The 14,669-nt window shown below is 48.8% G+C and carries 9 protein-coding genes, 1 other RNA gene and 1 pseudogene; 5 read left to right on the top strand and 6 right to left on the bottom strand.

Going from position 1 to position 14,669, the window contains the following annotated elements; genetic code table 11:
• Positions 1–3: 3 nt before the first annotated feature.
• Positions 4–2,502, bottom strand: coding sequence for a DNA gyrase subunit A (gene gyrA / locus FBF26_00730; protein ID QJU10552.1), 2,499 nt, complete (start codon positions 2,500–2,502; stop codon positions 4–6).
• Positions 2,503–2,525: 23 nt separating this feature from the next.
• The gene (gene gyrB / locus FBF26_00725) at positions 2,526–4,502 is read right to left on the bottom strand and encodes a DNA topoisomerase (ATP-hydrolyzing) subunit B (protein QJU09795.1); all 1,977 of its coding nucleotides are present in this window, start codon (positions 4,500–4,502) and stop codon (positions 2,526–2,528) included.
• Between the two features lie 159 nt (positions 4,503–4,661).
• On the opposite strand from gyrB, the gene FBF26_00720 reads away from it, so the two are divergent.
• Positions 4,662–6,227, top strand: a complete 1,566-nt coding sequence (locus FBF26_00720) for a hypothetical protein (protein ID QJU09794.1) — start codon at positions 4,662–4,664, stop codon at positions 6,225–6,227.
• Positions 6,228–6,245: 18 nt separating this feature from the next.
• Positions 6,246–6,809: a hypothetical protein gene (locus tag FBF26_00715; protein QJU09793.1), complete on the top strand. Its 564-nt coding sequence runs from the start codon at positions 6,246–6,248 to the stop codon at positions 6,807–6,809.
• Positions 6,810–7,298: 489 nt separating this feature from the next.
• Here FBF26_00715 and FBF26_00710 read toward each other — a convergent pair.
• The 4 genes and pseudogenes from FBF26_00710 to ssrA form a co-directional block, all read right to left on the bottom strand.
• A pseudogene (locus tag FBF26_00710) lies at positions 7,299–9,881 on the bottom strand (ATP-binding protein).
• Between the two features lie 4 nt (positions 9,882–9,885).
• Positions 9,886–10,296, bottom strand: a complete 411-nt coding sequence (locus FBF26_00705; GenBank protein ID QJU09792.1) for a hypothetical protein — start codon at positions 10,294–10,296, stop codon at positions 9,886–9,888.
• 39 nt (positions 10,297–10,335) lie between these two features.
• On the bottom strand, positions 10,336–10,716 hold the full coding sequence (locus tag FBF26_00700; protein QJU09791.1) for a hypothetical protein: 381 nt from the start codon (positions 10,714–10,716) through the stop codon (positions 10,336–10,338).
• 1,189 nt (positions 10,717–11,905) lie between these two features.
• Positions 11,906–12,303: a transfer-messenger RNA gene (gene ssrA, locus FBF26_00695) on the bottom strand.
• Positions 12,304–12,369: 66 nt separating this feature from the next.
• On the opposite strand from ssrA, the gene FBF26_00690 reads away from it, so the two are divergent.
• The 3 genes from FBF26_00690 (at position 12,370) to rpmI (ending at position 14,666) form a co-directional block, all read left to right on the top strand.
• Positions 12,370–13,887: an ATP-binding protein gene (locus tag FBF26_00690; protein QJU09790.1), complete on the top strand. Its 1,518-nt coding sequence runs from the start codon at positions 12,370–12,372 to the stop codon at positions 13,885–13,887.
• 90 nt (positions 13,888–13,977) lie between these two features.
• A complete protein-coding gene (locus FBF26_00685) occupies positions 13,978–14,472 on the top strand; it encodes a translation initiation factor IF-3 (protein QJU09789.1) in 495 nt (164 codons plus the stop codon).
• Positions 14,472–14,666: a 50S ribosomal protein L35 gene (gene rpmI / locus FBF26_00680; protein QJU09788.1), complete on the top strand. Its 195-nt coding sequence runs from the start codon at positions 14,472–14,474 to the stop codon at positions 14,664–14,666. The genes FBF26_00685 and rpmI overlap by 1 nt, the downstream gene beginning before the upstream one ends.
• Positions 14,667–14,669 lie beyond the last annotated feature (3 nt).

The raw sequence follows: 14,669 nt of genomic DNA, 5'->3' as shown, positions 1-14,669 counted from the left end.
TGGCTAGTCCTCCTCGTCTGGACGTTTCTCCATTAGGCCAATCGACGACACCGCGTCACCATCACTCAACCGCATAATCGTCACACCCTGGGTTGTTCGACCGAGCAACTTGATGTCACTCAAGCCCAGACGAATTGTTTGACCATTTTGCGACACCAACAATGCTTCGTTCATCGTCGGATCAATCGTCTGTACTGAAATAATTGGGCCCGTCTTTGCTGTCACGATTGCCGCCTTTATCCCGACACCACCGCGCTTATGACTTGGGAAGTTAGTCACCTTTGTACGCTTGCCAAAGCCTTTTTCGCTAATGACCAGTAGTGTCTGCTCATCGCTGGTAACAACATCCATGCCAACAACGCAATCGTTCGGACGTAGACGCACGCCGCGTACGCCACGAGCCGCTCGACCCATCGGCCGGGCATCCTGCTCGTTGAAACGAATCGCCTGGCCAGCTGATGTTGAAATAATTACATCACTTTTGCCATCTGTTTTCTTGATCCAGCGCAGCTCGTCACCATCATCTAACTTAATGGCAATAAGCCCGTTCGTCCGGATATTGGCGTAGTCGCCAAGCGGAGTCTTTTTCACCGTACCATGCTTAGTCGCCATAAATAGGTAGCCCTGGTCACTAGCGTTCTTCTCGTGTTTAATGATAGCAGTGATCTTCTCTTCTGGCTGCAGCTGGAGCAGGTTCACCGCCGCCACACCTTTGGCACTGAGACTGGCAGCTGGTACTTCATACGCTTTCAGACGGAAAATCCGACCTCGATTCGTAAAGAACAACAAATAGTCATGGGTATTTGCTGGCACCACCTGGTCAATAATATCCTCCTCTTTGGTGGTCATGCCGCGCTTACCCTTGCCGCCACGGTTTTGCTTGCGATAATCACTAAGCAGGGTCCGCTTGATGTAATTCTCGCCGGTTAGCAAAATGACCGCTTCCTCATCTGGAATTAGCTCCTCATCAGAGAACTTACCCAGTTCGTGGTTGATAATTTTACTACGCCGCTCGTCGCCATACTTTTCCTTCATCTCCAGGAGCTCAGTCTTGATGATATTCAAGATCTCTTGTTCGTCAGCCAAGATGGCCTCTAGCCTTGCGATCAGCTTCAGGAGCTCACGAAGCTCATTCTCGATCGCTTCACGTTCAAGCCCAGTCAGGCGTCGCAACTGCATCGCCAGGATAGCCTTGGCTTGAATCTCACTTAGTCCAAACTTAGCGCGCAGGTTCTTCTCTGCCTCATCCTGAGTTTTTGAAGCACGAATTGTCTTGATCACCTCGTCGATGTGATCCAGGGCAATCTTGTAGCCCTCTAGGATATGCGCCCGTGCCTTGGCCTTTTTCAGTTCAAATTCTGTACGACGACGCACTACAGATTGACGGTGCTTGATAAACTCGCTCAAGATATCATGCAAGCCTAAAATCCGGGGCTGCATGGTATTGACCAGTGCCAGCATGTTGTAATTAAAACTCGTCTGTAAAGCTGTTAATTTATACAGCTGATTCAATACCTTTTTTGGATAGGCATCCTTTTTCAGCTCAATGACAATGCGGACCTTACCTCGAGAGCTTTCATCACGTAGGTCAGCCAGCATCACTCGTTTTTCTTTATGAAGTTCACCGATTTTTTCGATTAGTGTTGCTTTATTTACACCATATGGTATCTCCGTAACAACAATCTGGTGTCGGCCTCGTTTTGTCTCCTGAATCTCCGCCACTGCCCGCATCATTACACTACCGCGACCAGTCGCATATGCCTGACGCATTGGCGCGCCACCGTAGACAATCGCGCCTGTCGGAAAATCTGGACCCTTGACGTGTTTGAGCAAGTCATCCACTGTTGCTTCAGGATTATCAATTAATTCAATCGTCGCATCTACCAACTCACCTAGGTTGTGTGTCGGGATGCTGGTTGCCATACCGACAGCAATACCAATCTGGCCGTTCAATAGCAAGTTCGGTAATTTTGCCGGCAGCACAATCGGCTCACGCTCTGAACCATCAAAGTTATCCTTAAAATCAACTGTTTCCTTCTCGATGTCAGTTAGTAGTTCTTCAGCTGGCTTGTCGAGTCGCGCCTCAGTATAACGGTGGGCGGCCGGTGGATCTCCGTCCATCGAGCCAAAGTTTCCCTGGCCCTGCACCAAGGTATAGCGCATCGCCCAATCTTGCGCCAGACGCACCATTGAATCATAGATGGCTGAGTCACCGTGCGGGTGATATTTACCCATCACGTCACCGATGATACGCGCCGACTTGACGAACTTTGCAGTACTACGATTGCCGTTTTGGTTCATTGAATACAAAATACGGCGATGTACGGGCTTTAGACCATCGCGCACATCCGGTAATGCCCGATCAACAATGACACTCATTGAATAGCGGAAGAAATTATCCTGCATCACATGTTCGAGCCGACGTCGCTCCAAGCCTGTTGGCGTCTCGGTTACCATGTCTGGCGTCGCCTCAATTGACTCATGTTCACTGGTTGGTTGCATCTGTTTGTCCTGATCACTCATGATTAAATATCCAAATCCTCCAAGTTAGCATTTTTTGCCCAACTTTGAATAAAGTTTTTGCGCAAACTCACGTCATCGCCCATCAACCGCGTAAAGATCGCATCTGCTTCCTCGGCGTCTTCCACACTGACCTGAATCAGTACACGGTTCTCTGGATTCATCGTCGTCTCCCACAGCTGGTCGGCGTCCATCTCACCAAGACCCTTAAACCGAGAGATTGTTACGCCAGCCTGCTTGGTGACGTCTTGTTCATCGTCGATTGTTGTACCACGATTCTTCTTATCGGCAATCAGGCTCGCCAATACTTTGTCTTTTTCATCCTCATCATACGCATAAATCTTCTTCTGCCCACGGTTGATTGAGTATAGTGGTGGTTTGGCAAGATACACGTAGCCACCCTCAACCACCTCCTTCATATAGCGGAATAGGAAGGTCAGAAGCAACGTCGCGATGTGACTACCGTCAACATCGGCATCGGTCATGATGATAATTTTGTGATAGCGCAAGCCATTGATGTCAAACTGATCGCCAATACCAACACCAAACGCCTGGATCATTGCCACAATCTCTTTGTTAGCGAACATTTTATCAAGTCGCGCCCGCTCAGTATTCAACACCTTACCGCGGAGTGGCAAAATTGCCTGTGTTTTGCTGTCACGACCCTCTTTGGCCGACCCAGCCGCCGAATTACCCTCGACGATGTAAATTTCACTATCGCTCGGACTTTTGCTCGAGCAATCCCATAACTTACCTGGTAATCCCATGCCGTCAAGCGCACCCTTACGGATCACATTGTCGCGGGCTGCTCGCGCTGCCTTACGCGCCCGTGCCGCCAAGGTCGCCTTGCCGACAATTTTCTTAGCAATACTCGGATTTTCCTCGAGGTAATACGCAAAATACTCGTTCATCACCTGCTCAACATAGCGGCGCATTTCTGGATTGCCGAGCTTATTTTTGGTCTGACCTTCAAACTGTGGATCAGGCAATTTAACCAAGATAATCGCCGTCAAGCCCTCGCGAATGTCGTCACCAGTCAGGTTATCTTCCTTTTCCTTCAATAAGCCATTCTTACGCGCATAGTCGTTGATGACCCTGGTTAGCGCTGAACGAAAACCAACTAGGTGCGTACCGCCATCTGGTGTCAGCACATTGTTGGCGAACGGCTTCACCGTCTCAATGTAGGTATCGTTATATTGCACGGCAATTTCCACCATGCAATCTTCAACCTGCTTCTCAACATAAAAGACATCGTTTGATAAAACATCTTTGCCAATGTTGAGGTGTCTCACGTAGCTCTGAATACCACCCTCAAAGTAAAATGACTGTCGCTCACCTGTTCGATTGTCAATAACTGAGGTGTGCACGCCTTTGGTGAGGTATGCCTGATGGCGCAAATAACTAACCACCCACTTGTAGTCAAATTCCACTGTCTCCTTAAAAATCGTTGGATCTGGGTAGAATGTTATGCGCGTCCCGGTTGGCCGATCAGTTTTACCAACCTTCTTCAGTGGTTCAACGATACCACCAGTCGCAAACACCACACGGTACAGCTGCCCGTCTCGCACCACTTCAGCGATCATTTTGGTTGAAAGCGCGTTTACCACGCTTGAGCCTACGCCGTGGAGTCCAGATGACACTTTGTAGCCACCGCCGCCAAACTTACCGCCAGCATGCAGCACGGTCAGCACCGTTTCTAGAGTAGACAAGCCAGTTTTTGGATGTTTATCAACCGGAATACCGCGCCCATCATCGGTCACCTGCACACCACCGTCTTCTAGCAGCACCACCTCTACTCTCGTCGCATGGCCCGCAATTGCCTCGTCGATTGAGTTATCGGCAATCTCCTTGATCAAATGGTGAATACCATCATATCCCGTGCTACCAATGTACATTCCCGGCCGCTTACGCACCGGTTCGAGACCCTCCAAAACCTGGATTTGCGAGCCATCGTAGGCTTGCTTATCTGTTTGTTTAGCCATGCTTCCCTCACTATTTCTGATTTGTCAGCTATTTACAACTCCCCCATTATACCGCAAAAAAAGTGTTCACTCAAGCTATTTGCGTAAAAGCGATCGCTGTGCTATAGTGGAGACGGAATTTTTACGAAAACATAAAACTAATGGAAAATAAGGAACGGCATGTTTAAGAAAATCGTCTCCCACCTCGCGTTTAGCCCAAGCCTCATCCAAGAGCTCGGCTTTTACGCGAAACGCCTCCACAAAGAGGAAATCACTCGCAAAACCGGTCTCATTCTGACCGCCCTAGCGCTCATCGTGCAGTCATTTGCCGTTTTCCAACCACCTGAATCTGCCAATGCCGCCAATGCTTCAGACCTCGTTTATGGCGGTATTCATACGAAATCACAGCTACTCGCCGCGTGGGACAATAACTCGCAAAATTATCGTGACATGCTGCAGCACGCTGGCATCACACGCGAGAACTTGGCGAGTGCTCGCGACTCTGAGATCAGTACTCGCAGCAGCGGCCGCGATAATGGCTGGCAGTCATGGAGCCGAGTTTCACGCTTCGGCCTTCAGCGCGGAGAAGTCCAGTTTCAGGTTGGTAGCTTAACGCTGTATTCACGACCAATGGCTGAATTTGACACCGGGCACAACCGCAGCGGCTCAGGCTCATGGTATAAATCATTCGTCGGCACGACTAGCGAGGGCAAACCGTTTGCTATCATGAAGGCCTGCGCTAACATCATGCTCAAAGAGTTGCCAAAACAAAAACCGAAACCAACCGCCGCTTGTAAATTACTCGAGCGACCCGTCGTCACCGACCGTACCAAAGTCTCGATGACAGCGTATGGTGATGTCCAAAACGGTGCAACGATCGCTGGCTATACCTTCATCATTAAAAACTCAGCCGGCACAGAGGTGCTCCGCAAACGTGTCAATACCACCGCTACGAGCACGTCATTACAGCACACACTCGACAAGGACGGCACGTATACCGTGTCCGTTATCGTCCACACCAGCCTTGGTGACCAGACGAACAGTGCCTGTGCTTCAACCTTTACGATCAGTCCAAAACCACGCTGTCCACTTAACCCAAGCCTGCCGATAGACCATCCCGACTGCCAGCCGTGCCCAGGCGACGCCACAATTTGGGTCAAAGACACAACCTGTAAAGCCCAGGTTACCCGCACCAAGGCGGCGCACAACCTGACCTCTGGCGGCGATGCCACCAAGAAAAAAGCCAACGCCAGCGACCGCATTGAGTATAAGCTAACCGCTAAGAACGAAGGCAAAGCTCCAGCAACAGTCGATCTGAAGGACGAGCTATCCGATGTACTAGAATATGCCGATATCTATGATAATGGTGGTGGCACCTTTGATAAGGAAAAGCGCACCCTTTCTTGGCCACGAGTCACCCTCAAACCAGGCGAACAAAAGGTTATGACCTACGTCGTCCAGCTCAAGGGTCAACTTTCGGCTAAACCACGCGGCACCAGCGACCCGTCATCGTATGACTGCCGTATGACAAACGTCTTTGGTACCAGTGTCGAAATTGTTGTTAACTGTCCAACGCCAAAGGTCGTCGAGCAGACCGTCGCTACCCTGCCGCGAACCGGCCCTGGAGAAAACATGTTATTCGCCGGTATCATTGCAGCTGTTGTCACCTTCTTCTATTGCCGCTCGCGACAACTGAGTAAAGAGGTCCGCATCATTCGCCGTGATATTACGGCGGGAACGTTATAACATAGGGAGGGTAATACAATGTCAGAAAAACTGCACAGAGCTAATCCAGAGCTAACAAAGAATGCTGGCGAACTTGAGCAGTCAGCCAGCGAAGTAGAACGATCAGCGGCTGAACAACTGGAGCGGCGGGCTGAACAAGTTGCCGGACGACAACATGAAAAGCTCGACGATGCTCGTCACGAAGCATTAGAGCAAGCCGAGGCAAGCCAAACCGCTGAAACGGAGAAGCCAGTAGTCTCAGAGGCACCTCGCCAGATCACCAAAGCCGACCGTACCGACAGCTACCGGAAAACCATGAAAAAAATGCAGAGCGAATTATCGCCAGCTTCACGCACCTTTAGCAAGGTCATCCACAACCCAGCCGTTGAAAAAGCCAGTGAAGCTATCGGCAGCACCGTCGCACGCCCGAACCTCATTATTGCTGGCGCACTTGGCGCAATTTCCTCAGTCATCGTCTACTTTATCGCCCGCCACTACGGCTACGTTCTCTCTGGATCAGAAACGATCATTCTCTTTGGTTGTGGTTGGGTTATCGGCGCCATTATTGAGTACGCTCGCGTTGGCTTCCTCAATAAAAGATAGCCTGGCCCACGCCTAGCGTAGCTTGATCGATATCTCGCCATTATCGTTATTATCACCGCGCAGGTCGAGGCGGTTTTGCGACTCTGCCTGCTGCAGTTCTGTCGCCATCCTATCGGCAATTGATAGCGGTGCGACCTGCGCAGCCACATCCGAACCAGCCACTGTCGGCGCAGGCGCCGGATGCTGATCTGGTGATCGTAAACTATCATGAGGCGCACTCGCTGGCTGCCCCAATGGCCCGTTCGGCGAAGCACCAACCCCCTGCGACATCTGGCCAGCCATCTGGGCGGGCATAGCGACACCTTGTGACACAGCGTCTTGCCCAATCTGTGGCGGTCGCATAGAAGCCAACGGTGGTTGCGCACCCGCCAAGCCTGAGGTCGGCGACGCTAGTCGCGACGTAGCTGGACGGCCTGACTGCGGAGCTAGCGGCGATGGCGTACCCAACCGAGACTGCCCCGCACCCGGAGCAGCAGCGCCCATGGCCCCCGGCTTACCACCACCAAGTTGTTGACGTTTTGACAACCACTCGTCCAGGAAAGACGAACCACTCTTTGCAGTCGGCCGATTGAGTGATGGGCCAGTCGACGAAGTCGCTGGCTTTTTATTGCGACCAAGCCGCTCAAATATCTCCTTCTCAACCACCGCGCGTGGTTTGCCATATTTTGCTGCCGATAGTCGCACCAACGCATCGCGGAGCTGATTGTTAACCTGCCCCATCGGTGGCACCCAGTTCATACTAAACGGCGCCGACGGTACATTATTGATCATCACCGAAGCGATCGACTGGAAATTTGGTAGCTTTGATAAGTCATCAATGTCAAACACTGGCTGAAACTTCTTGACCATCAATTCCGCGTCGGTGATACCAATACGCCCCGAGATAACCGTACCAATGTTACCAATAATAGCCTCACGAATCTTCTCCGTTAGCTGTGTCATAAATTGGTTACCCATGATCAGGCTCAGCTTATATTTTCGCGCCTCAGACAAAATTGATTCAAAACTATCAGTCGCAAAGTTCTGCACCTCGTCAACATATAGTGAAAAGTCTTCACGCTGCTCTTCCGGGATATCAGCCCGCGACATAGCCGCCGCCTGGAACTTCATGATAAAGATAATTCCTAGTAGCTTGGCATTGAGTTCACCAAGCTTACCCTTCGACAGATTAACTAACAAAATCTTTTTATTATCCATAATCTCACGGATGTTAAATCCTGACTTCGTCTGGCCGATGATGTTACGCATCGAATCATTAGAGATAAATGGGCCAAACTTCGAGACCACCCACGATATCACTTCACCGGCCTCATTCGATCGCTGTGAGGCCGGGAACTCCTTTGTCCAGAAATCAATCACCTGCGGATCAGTGACGTACTTCAGCTTGCTCTTCACAAATTCTGGGTCAATGAGACACTTTGGCACATCAATAAATGTTCCACCAGCTGGATCCGCCATTAACAGCAGCGCACAGTTACGGAAAATATGCTCAAGCCGTGGCCCCACAATACCGGTATGCCCCGGATCGTACAGCCCATACAGCATGTTAATCGCTTCCTGCACCAGAAAGTCCTTTTGATCCGGACTATCGAATTCAAACATGTTGAGGCCAATCGGATTTTCCATATCGGCAGGGTTGAAATAGATAATATCCTCCACCCGCTCTTTCGGCACCTTCCCCATGAGCGACTCGACCAAATCACCGTGCGGATCGATCAGCGCAAATCCTCGGCCGTCCATCATGTCTTGATACGCCATATTTTCCTGCAATACCGACTTACCAACACCAGTCTGACCGATGATGTAAACGTGGCGACGGCGATCCTTCGTACCGATACGAATTGGCTTTTTCGTACCACGAAATTCATTGTAACCAATCAATAATCCTTCATCCAAAACGTCAGTCGGCCCATCAACCTGCTTGGACATCTGCCGCTTAACCTGTGAGGTTGGAATAGCAGTTGCGCTTGGTAAATGGAATAAGGTTGCCATCTCAACACTATTAAGGATATTACTGCGAATATGCTGTGGGAAAAACCGCATAATATACGCCGTGGTCATTTCCTCAATATTATTTGTCAGCGAAAAGCGAAAACCGTTATTGCGCGGCGAGTCAAACATCGCAAACGCAGCGATAATATTTTTAAGCAGCACCTGTGAGCGAGCAGCAGTGTTTGATGAAATTACCACCCGCACCAATACCTCATACGCCGGATAACGCGTCTTCTCGCTAATAGCATCAACCTCTGCCTGCTCTAGTGACGATAGCTGTTTATCCTCAGGCTTGATCTCACCTTCTTTTTCTTTTGCCGACTGTGGTGGTTTCCACAACGCCTCAAAAATGTCCCCGACCATCGAGATATCAACGCCCGCCACCTTCGTTGATTTCTTGCCCTTGTTCTTCTTCATTTTCTCAACATGCTCTTCTGAAGCGCGCGACCAGCCCTCCCGCGCCGGCCGAACCAAGAACTGCAAACCGATACCATCGTCTTTTGTCGCCGCCGACATGGCATTCAGTAGCGCCCGCGACGCGTCTCGCTTTGACTCTTGGTAGGTTGCGATAGGATAGACGAACGACTTACGGAGCGAGAATTCGCCGCCAATTGTCCCGCTCATCTTGCCAATTTTACTAAACACATTCGTATCAGCCACTTCTTCCAACCGCGCCGCCGGATAAGCTGCCGCGATCGCTTGGCGAATTACATCAACCAATACTGTCGGTACCACGGCATAATAATGCACCAAACCGCCACGCGCAATAATCTCAAACGATAAATGGCGCTGTCCGTAGAGTCGACTCTTAAATCCTTTCGTTGCCGTACTTGATATAATGTTATACATCACCTGCGCCTGGCTCAGAATCTCTTCCGTTAGATCACGCTGGTCACGACTTGCCCCATCAATATCTTCACTCGATGGCGGTAAATGAATTAGCAGTGGCACCATTTTTAGCCCACGTTCATAATTTTTTGCTTCACGTAGCATCTTGCGATACTGCAGCGTGACAATCGTCACACCGATCGCCAACACTACGACGACGATAAAACCAGTAATTAACGGCCCGCTATCCATATTCCTATCCGTTTGATTGGCCCATCTCCCTGTTGTATCTCTTTTTGAGATAATCGGCCTGCAACTGCGCAATTACCCGCGCTCGCTCGTACGGATCATCCCTTGTCAAAGTAATAATCCGCTTCAATTTGTCAACCCACTCCTTCTCAATCAAATCATCATCACCAGCTATCAGCGGCGTATCGTCAGTTGACGTCGTCGATGCAGGAGCCTGTACCGCTGGAGGCGCTGGCGCTGGAATAGTCGGTAGTGCTGTTGCTGGCATCTGTGAGTTCGCCACATTTACCGCTGGGCGTTCGGCGGAGCGTTTCTCAGTCTCTACCTGATTTACATCGTCATCCAGCCGAAGCTCGCCGCTTGAAGCGGGCGGTAAACTCTCAACCGGTGGACGCACCTGAGGCAACTCTGGATTCATACCTATATTGTACCACGTTACCAGTAGAGTTCCTACGCCCTAAAATCGTTTGTGTACATAAAAACAACCAAGGCCCAAAAAAAGTGTCAGAAGCAAGATATCCCATGCCGTAACGCCGCCAATTGATTGCATACCAAGTAAGATAACCGGTATAAGCCCGATAATACTCGCATAATAATATAATTTCAACGGCGTTACCGAGGCCAAGCCACGATACATATTATGTTGAACAACACGCATCGCTATACGCTTCACCGCAACCATCACTAAATAGCAGCACGACGCAGTTGCTATATACAGACATACGAAAAACGCTAGGATACCCAACGGACCAACGCTCATTGGCGTCACCGTGTGCACCAATACGACATCTGCCGTCGCAGCCAGCGCCGCGACCATAGCAACATACCGACACTTCATACTCACACTATATCATAGACTAAGGGAGCCCAGGCGACGAACCATTATATGGTCAGGTGAACCATCCGCCGCACTCAATAACTATTAGGGCGCGGTCACCTGTTCAAAATCCGCCGCTCAGGGCAACTGACCGCTCCGAATTTCGGAGCATGTCCTTGCGCAACGTTCCTCTTTCTGCACATCCAGTAGTCTCATTGTTAATCACCTAACAAGGATTAACTGGATGCGCAGTGGTACTTATACGCGCGCTCAACGCGTTACATTGCAACTATTAACTACAGGTTAACAATCACAAGTTCGGCGGAGCATCGGCAACACTATGGCGGAATAATCTTTTGTTATTCTGGCTTCATACTGCTGCCGACTATACGCCAAACGATATGCGTTACTGTGAATTCGGTCACGTAAATTGTTAATGTTGTTATTGTTATTGTTATTTATTATTGTTATTTATTATTGTTATTTATTATTGTACTGATTTTTGCTTTTTATTCTCTTAAAAGCTTGTACTAATACTATCATGCATACGCTTATCGGTCAATACTTCACATAAAAAATATGTTGTATTTATAACTTTTTTGTAACAATCTTTACATATTTTCATCTGTTATGTTCTATGAAATGTTTTATACACAACATTGTAATATAAACATATGCTTACTATACCGCCCGCTAATCCATAGTTCTTGTATAGCCACTCCATCCGACATCATAAATCTGACAAATAATCTAGCAATTAATGCGGCTCGCTGAACGTTTCCACAAATAAAACACCAAAACAACCAAGCCCTTAGCGTATCCCGTTTCGCCATCTCGCAGGTAAAACACCGGCCGTGCGGGGCACCGACCAGGAACCATCAGGGTTCAACCGTCTCGTCCAGCAACAACCTATATTTTCATCAAACCACTTCACTGACCCTCTAAATTATGTGGTATTTTTTACCTAGATTTTTTCTCAAAGATTATTGACATAACCATTTTTATCATTTACTATAGGGGTAGCTTCTGAATAAAAAAGTTATACACAACTTGTCGGGAGCCAAAAATAAACAGCACACGTAAAACTCCACTTTTTGAAAACAACCACTACTCGCAGGTGGTTGTTTTCATTTCATAGCAACACACATAGTCACATTATCACCTGTTTCACGATAAAAAATCGACCTCTTTAGGTCGATACATAGCTGTCTGGTGGAGCTGCCGGGTACTGCCCCCGGGTCCAACTGGTATCATGATATCCGTCTACGAGCATAGGTTCTTTTAATTTATTTTATAACGTTGCTCGGCTTAAAAACGAACCAAAAAACCAAGCTTCGTTACGCGGAGAAAGTCCCACATGTCCGCCGCTTCCGAACATGCAGCCAGCAACATATATATGACACCCTAGGCTTTGCCTGTTGCCGCAAAGCAAGGACGGTCGCTTAAATTAAGCAGCGACTGGCGCAGCAGCCATCGGAGTGAAAACACTCTTCAGGCTAGCAAATGCACCTGCAAGTTTAGACTTTGCAACTAAAACATACGTTACGCGTATCGTCGGCTCGCAGAATATCTTGATAAAGTCCAATTGTCGAAAGCTATATCAGCCCCATTAACCCACCTTAATTATAGCAACCTTCCCTTTTCAAGTCTAGCCATCTATGCTTTACTAGGTATATGGTTAGCAAGGTAGTTTCAGCGACGCCATATGGCTTTCACGGTCAGCTTATTGAAATTGAAGGCGACATATCACGAGGACTACCTGGACTACAAATCGTCGGACTTGGCAACAAAGCAATCGATGAATCGCGTGATCGCGTTCGCAGCGCCATCAAGAACTCGCTACTTGATTTTCCAAAAGGTAAAATTACCATCAATCTCGCCCCGGCGGAACTACCAAAAGACGGTACGCAATTTGACCTACCAATAGCCCTCGCAATTCTCTGTCTCGGCAAACAACTTCCTCAAACCGCCCTAGAGGGAGCGCTATTTGCTGGTGAATTGGCACTCGATGGTAGTCTTCGCCCCATTCGCTCGGCCATCACCATCGCCGAAACCGCCAAACAACACGGTATCTCAACCATATACCTACCGGCCTCCAACAGCGAACAAGCCCTGCTCATCCCCGACATTACTATTATCACCATCAATAATCTAACGGAATTATTCCTCCACCTCAAACAAGAAAAACTCATCCAACCCGCAGTAAAAACAAAGCAGCAATATCGCCAAAAGAAACGCGGCATCATCATTGATGACATCCGCGGACAAGAGCAGGCCAAGCGAGCTGTCGCCATTGCCGTCGCGGGTAGGCACAATATTTTGCTGTCCGGACCACCGGGATCCGGCAAGACCATGCTAGCACGCGCACTCAATTCACTCCTGCCGCCGCTATCTGACGTTGAGATTATCGAAGTAACGAAACTCCACAATCTTGACGGCAATCAAGTTAGTCATGATATCGTTACCGACCGACCGTTTCGCACACCACACCACACCGCAAGCCGCATATCAATGATTGGTGGTGGCGCAAAGGCCACGCCCGGCGAAATTAGCCTCGCGCACCACGGCACACTGTTCTTAGACGAATTATTAGAATATCCACGAACGACATTGGAATCGCTTCGTCAGCCGCTTGAGGATAAGCAGATCACAATTTCCCGCGCCCAAGGTAAATACTACTACCCCGCCAATTTTATGTTAGTTGCCACGATGAACCCTTGTCCATGTGGTTATCTGGGCGATCCAGAAAAAAGTTGCCGTTGCTCATCGACCCAAATCTTGAACTATCAGAAACGATTATCCGGCCCGCTCCTTGATCGTATTGATCTAACAATCAACGTTTCCCGCGTCGCACATGAAGATTTGTTGTCCCGTAAGTCATCGTCGGATTCACAACAAAAACAGTTTGAAACTATGATTAAGGTAGCTCGTACACTACAAACTAACAGATACGGTAATAGTAATAAATACAACGCTGATATAGATGGCAGTAGTGTTGATAAAATAACTGCCCTAACGATTGAGGCCAAGCAATTTCTCCTTACAGCCGCCAAAAAGCTTGACCTAAGCGCTCGTGGCTATTTCAAAGTTATCAAGGTTGCTCGCACTATCGCTGATCTTGAGTCATCACTAGAAATAACCATTCCTCATGTCGCCGAAAGCCTACAATACCGACAGATTATCCCGACCTAGTGCTTGAAATCGACCCCTATACCTGATACAATGACTGATGAAATTAATCTAAAATTGCTTCAAAAGGAGAGCTAGGAGATTAATAAATCAATTCGTATCAACGGAGCGATCCGTGCTCGGGAACTGCGCGTTGTTGGTTCTGACGGTGAACAGCTGGGGATAATGCCCCTGCGCGACGCCCTTCAAGCGGCGGAGGATGCGGGACTTGATCTCGTTGAAATATCACCAAATGCCAATCCACCAGTCGCCAAGATTATTGACTGGGGCAAGTTCCAATATCAGAAGATCAAAGACCAGCAGCGCAACAAGCGCGCGGCAAAAGTCGGCGATCTCAAGCAAATGCGCTTTGGCCTGAAGATTGGCGCTGGCGATCTCGAAGTCAAGCTGCGCAAAATACGAGATTTTCTCGCCAATGGACACAAGGTCCGTATCCAAGTCGTCTATAAAGGTCGCGAGATGGCGCATAAAGAAATCGGTTACGAATTGATCCAAAAAATCACTGATCAGCTTGAGGAAGAGGCAATTCTAGAACAAAAACCTCAGATGGCTGGTCGCAATCTGAGTGTGGTAATAAGGAGTAAATAATGCCAAAACTAAAGACCCACAAAGGTACCGCAAAGCGCATTAAGTTAACGAGCTCTGGCAAGTTAACTCGTCAACGTGCATTTGGCGGTCACTTCTTAGCCAAGAAGTCAAAAAGCCGTAAGCGGGCGATTAATACAACAGCGAAAGTAACAGGCTCGATGGCAAAGAATGCCCGACGGGCAATGGGAGTTTAATCT

This window comes from Candidatus Saccharibacteria bacterium oral taxon 488 (genome assembly GCA_013100825.1).
Classification (GTDB): Bacteria; Patescibacteriota; Saccharimonadia; order Saccharimonadales; family Saccharimonadaceae; genus Nanosynbacter.
The sequence above is the reverse complement of the archived record's forward strand: the minus strand, read 5'-3'. Positions and strand labels throughout refer to the sequence as shown.

Bases quoted from the DNA above. Each gene is read 5' to 3' on its own strand.
- gyrA (QJU10552.1), bottom strand. From the start codon at position 2,502: ATGCAACCAACCAGTGAACATGAGTCAATTGAGGCGACGCCAGACATG.
- gyrB (QJU09795.1), bottom strand. From the start codon at position 4,502: ATGGCTAAACAAACAGATAAGCAAGCCTACGATGGCTCGCAAATCCAG.
- FBF26_00720 (QJU09794.1), top strand. From the start codon at position 4,662: ATGTTTAAGAAAATCGTCTCCCACCTCGCGTTTAGCCCAAGCCTCATC.
- FBF26_00715 (QJU09793.1), top strand. From the start codon at position 6,246: ATGTCAGAAAAACTGCACAGAGCTAATCCAGAGCTAACAAAGAATGCT.
- FBF26_00705 (QJU09792.1), bottom strand. From the start codon at position 10,296: ATGAATCCAGAGTTGCCTCAGGTGCGTCCACCGGTTGAGAGTTTACCG.
- FBF26_00700 (QJU09791.1), bottom strand. From the start codon at position 10,716: ATGAAGTGTCGGTATGTTGCTATGGTCGCGGCGCTGGCTGCGACGGCA.
- FBF26_00690 (QJU09790.1), top strand. From the start codon at position 12,370: ATGGTTAGCAAGGTAGTTTCAGCGACGCCATATGGCTTTCACGGTCAG.
- rpmI (QJU09788.1), top strand. From the start codon at position 14,472: ATGCCAAAACTAAAGACCCACAAAGGTACCGCAAAGCGCATTAAGTTA.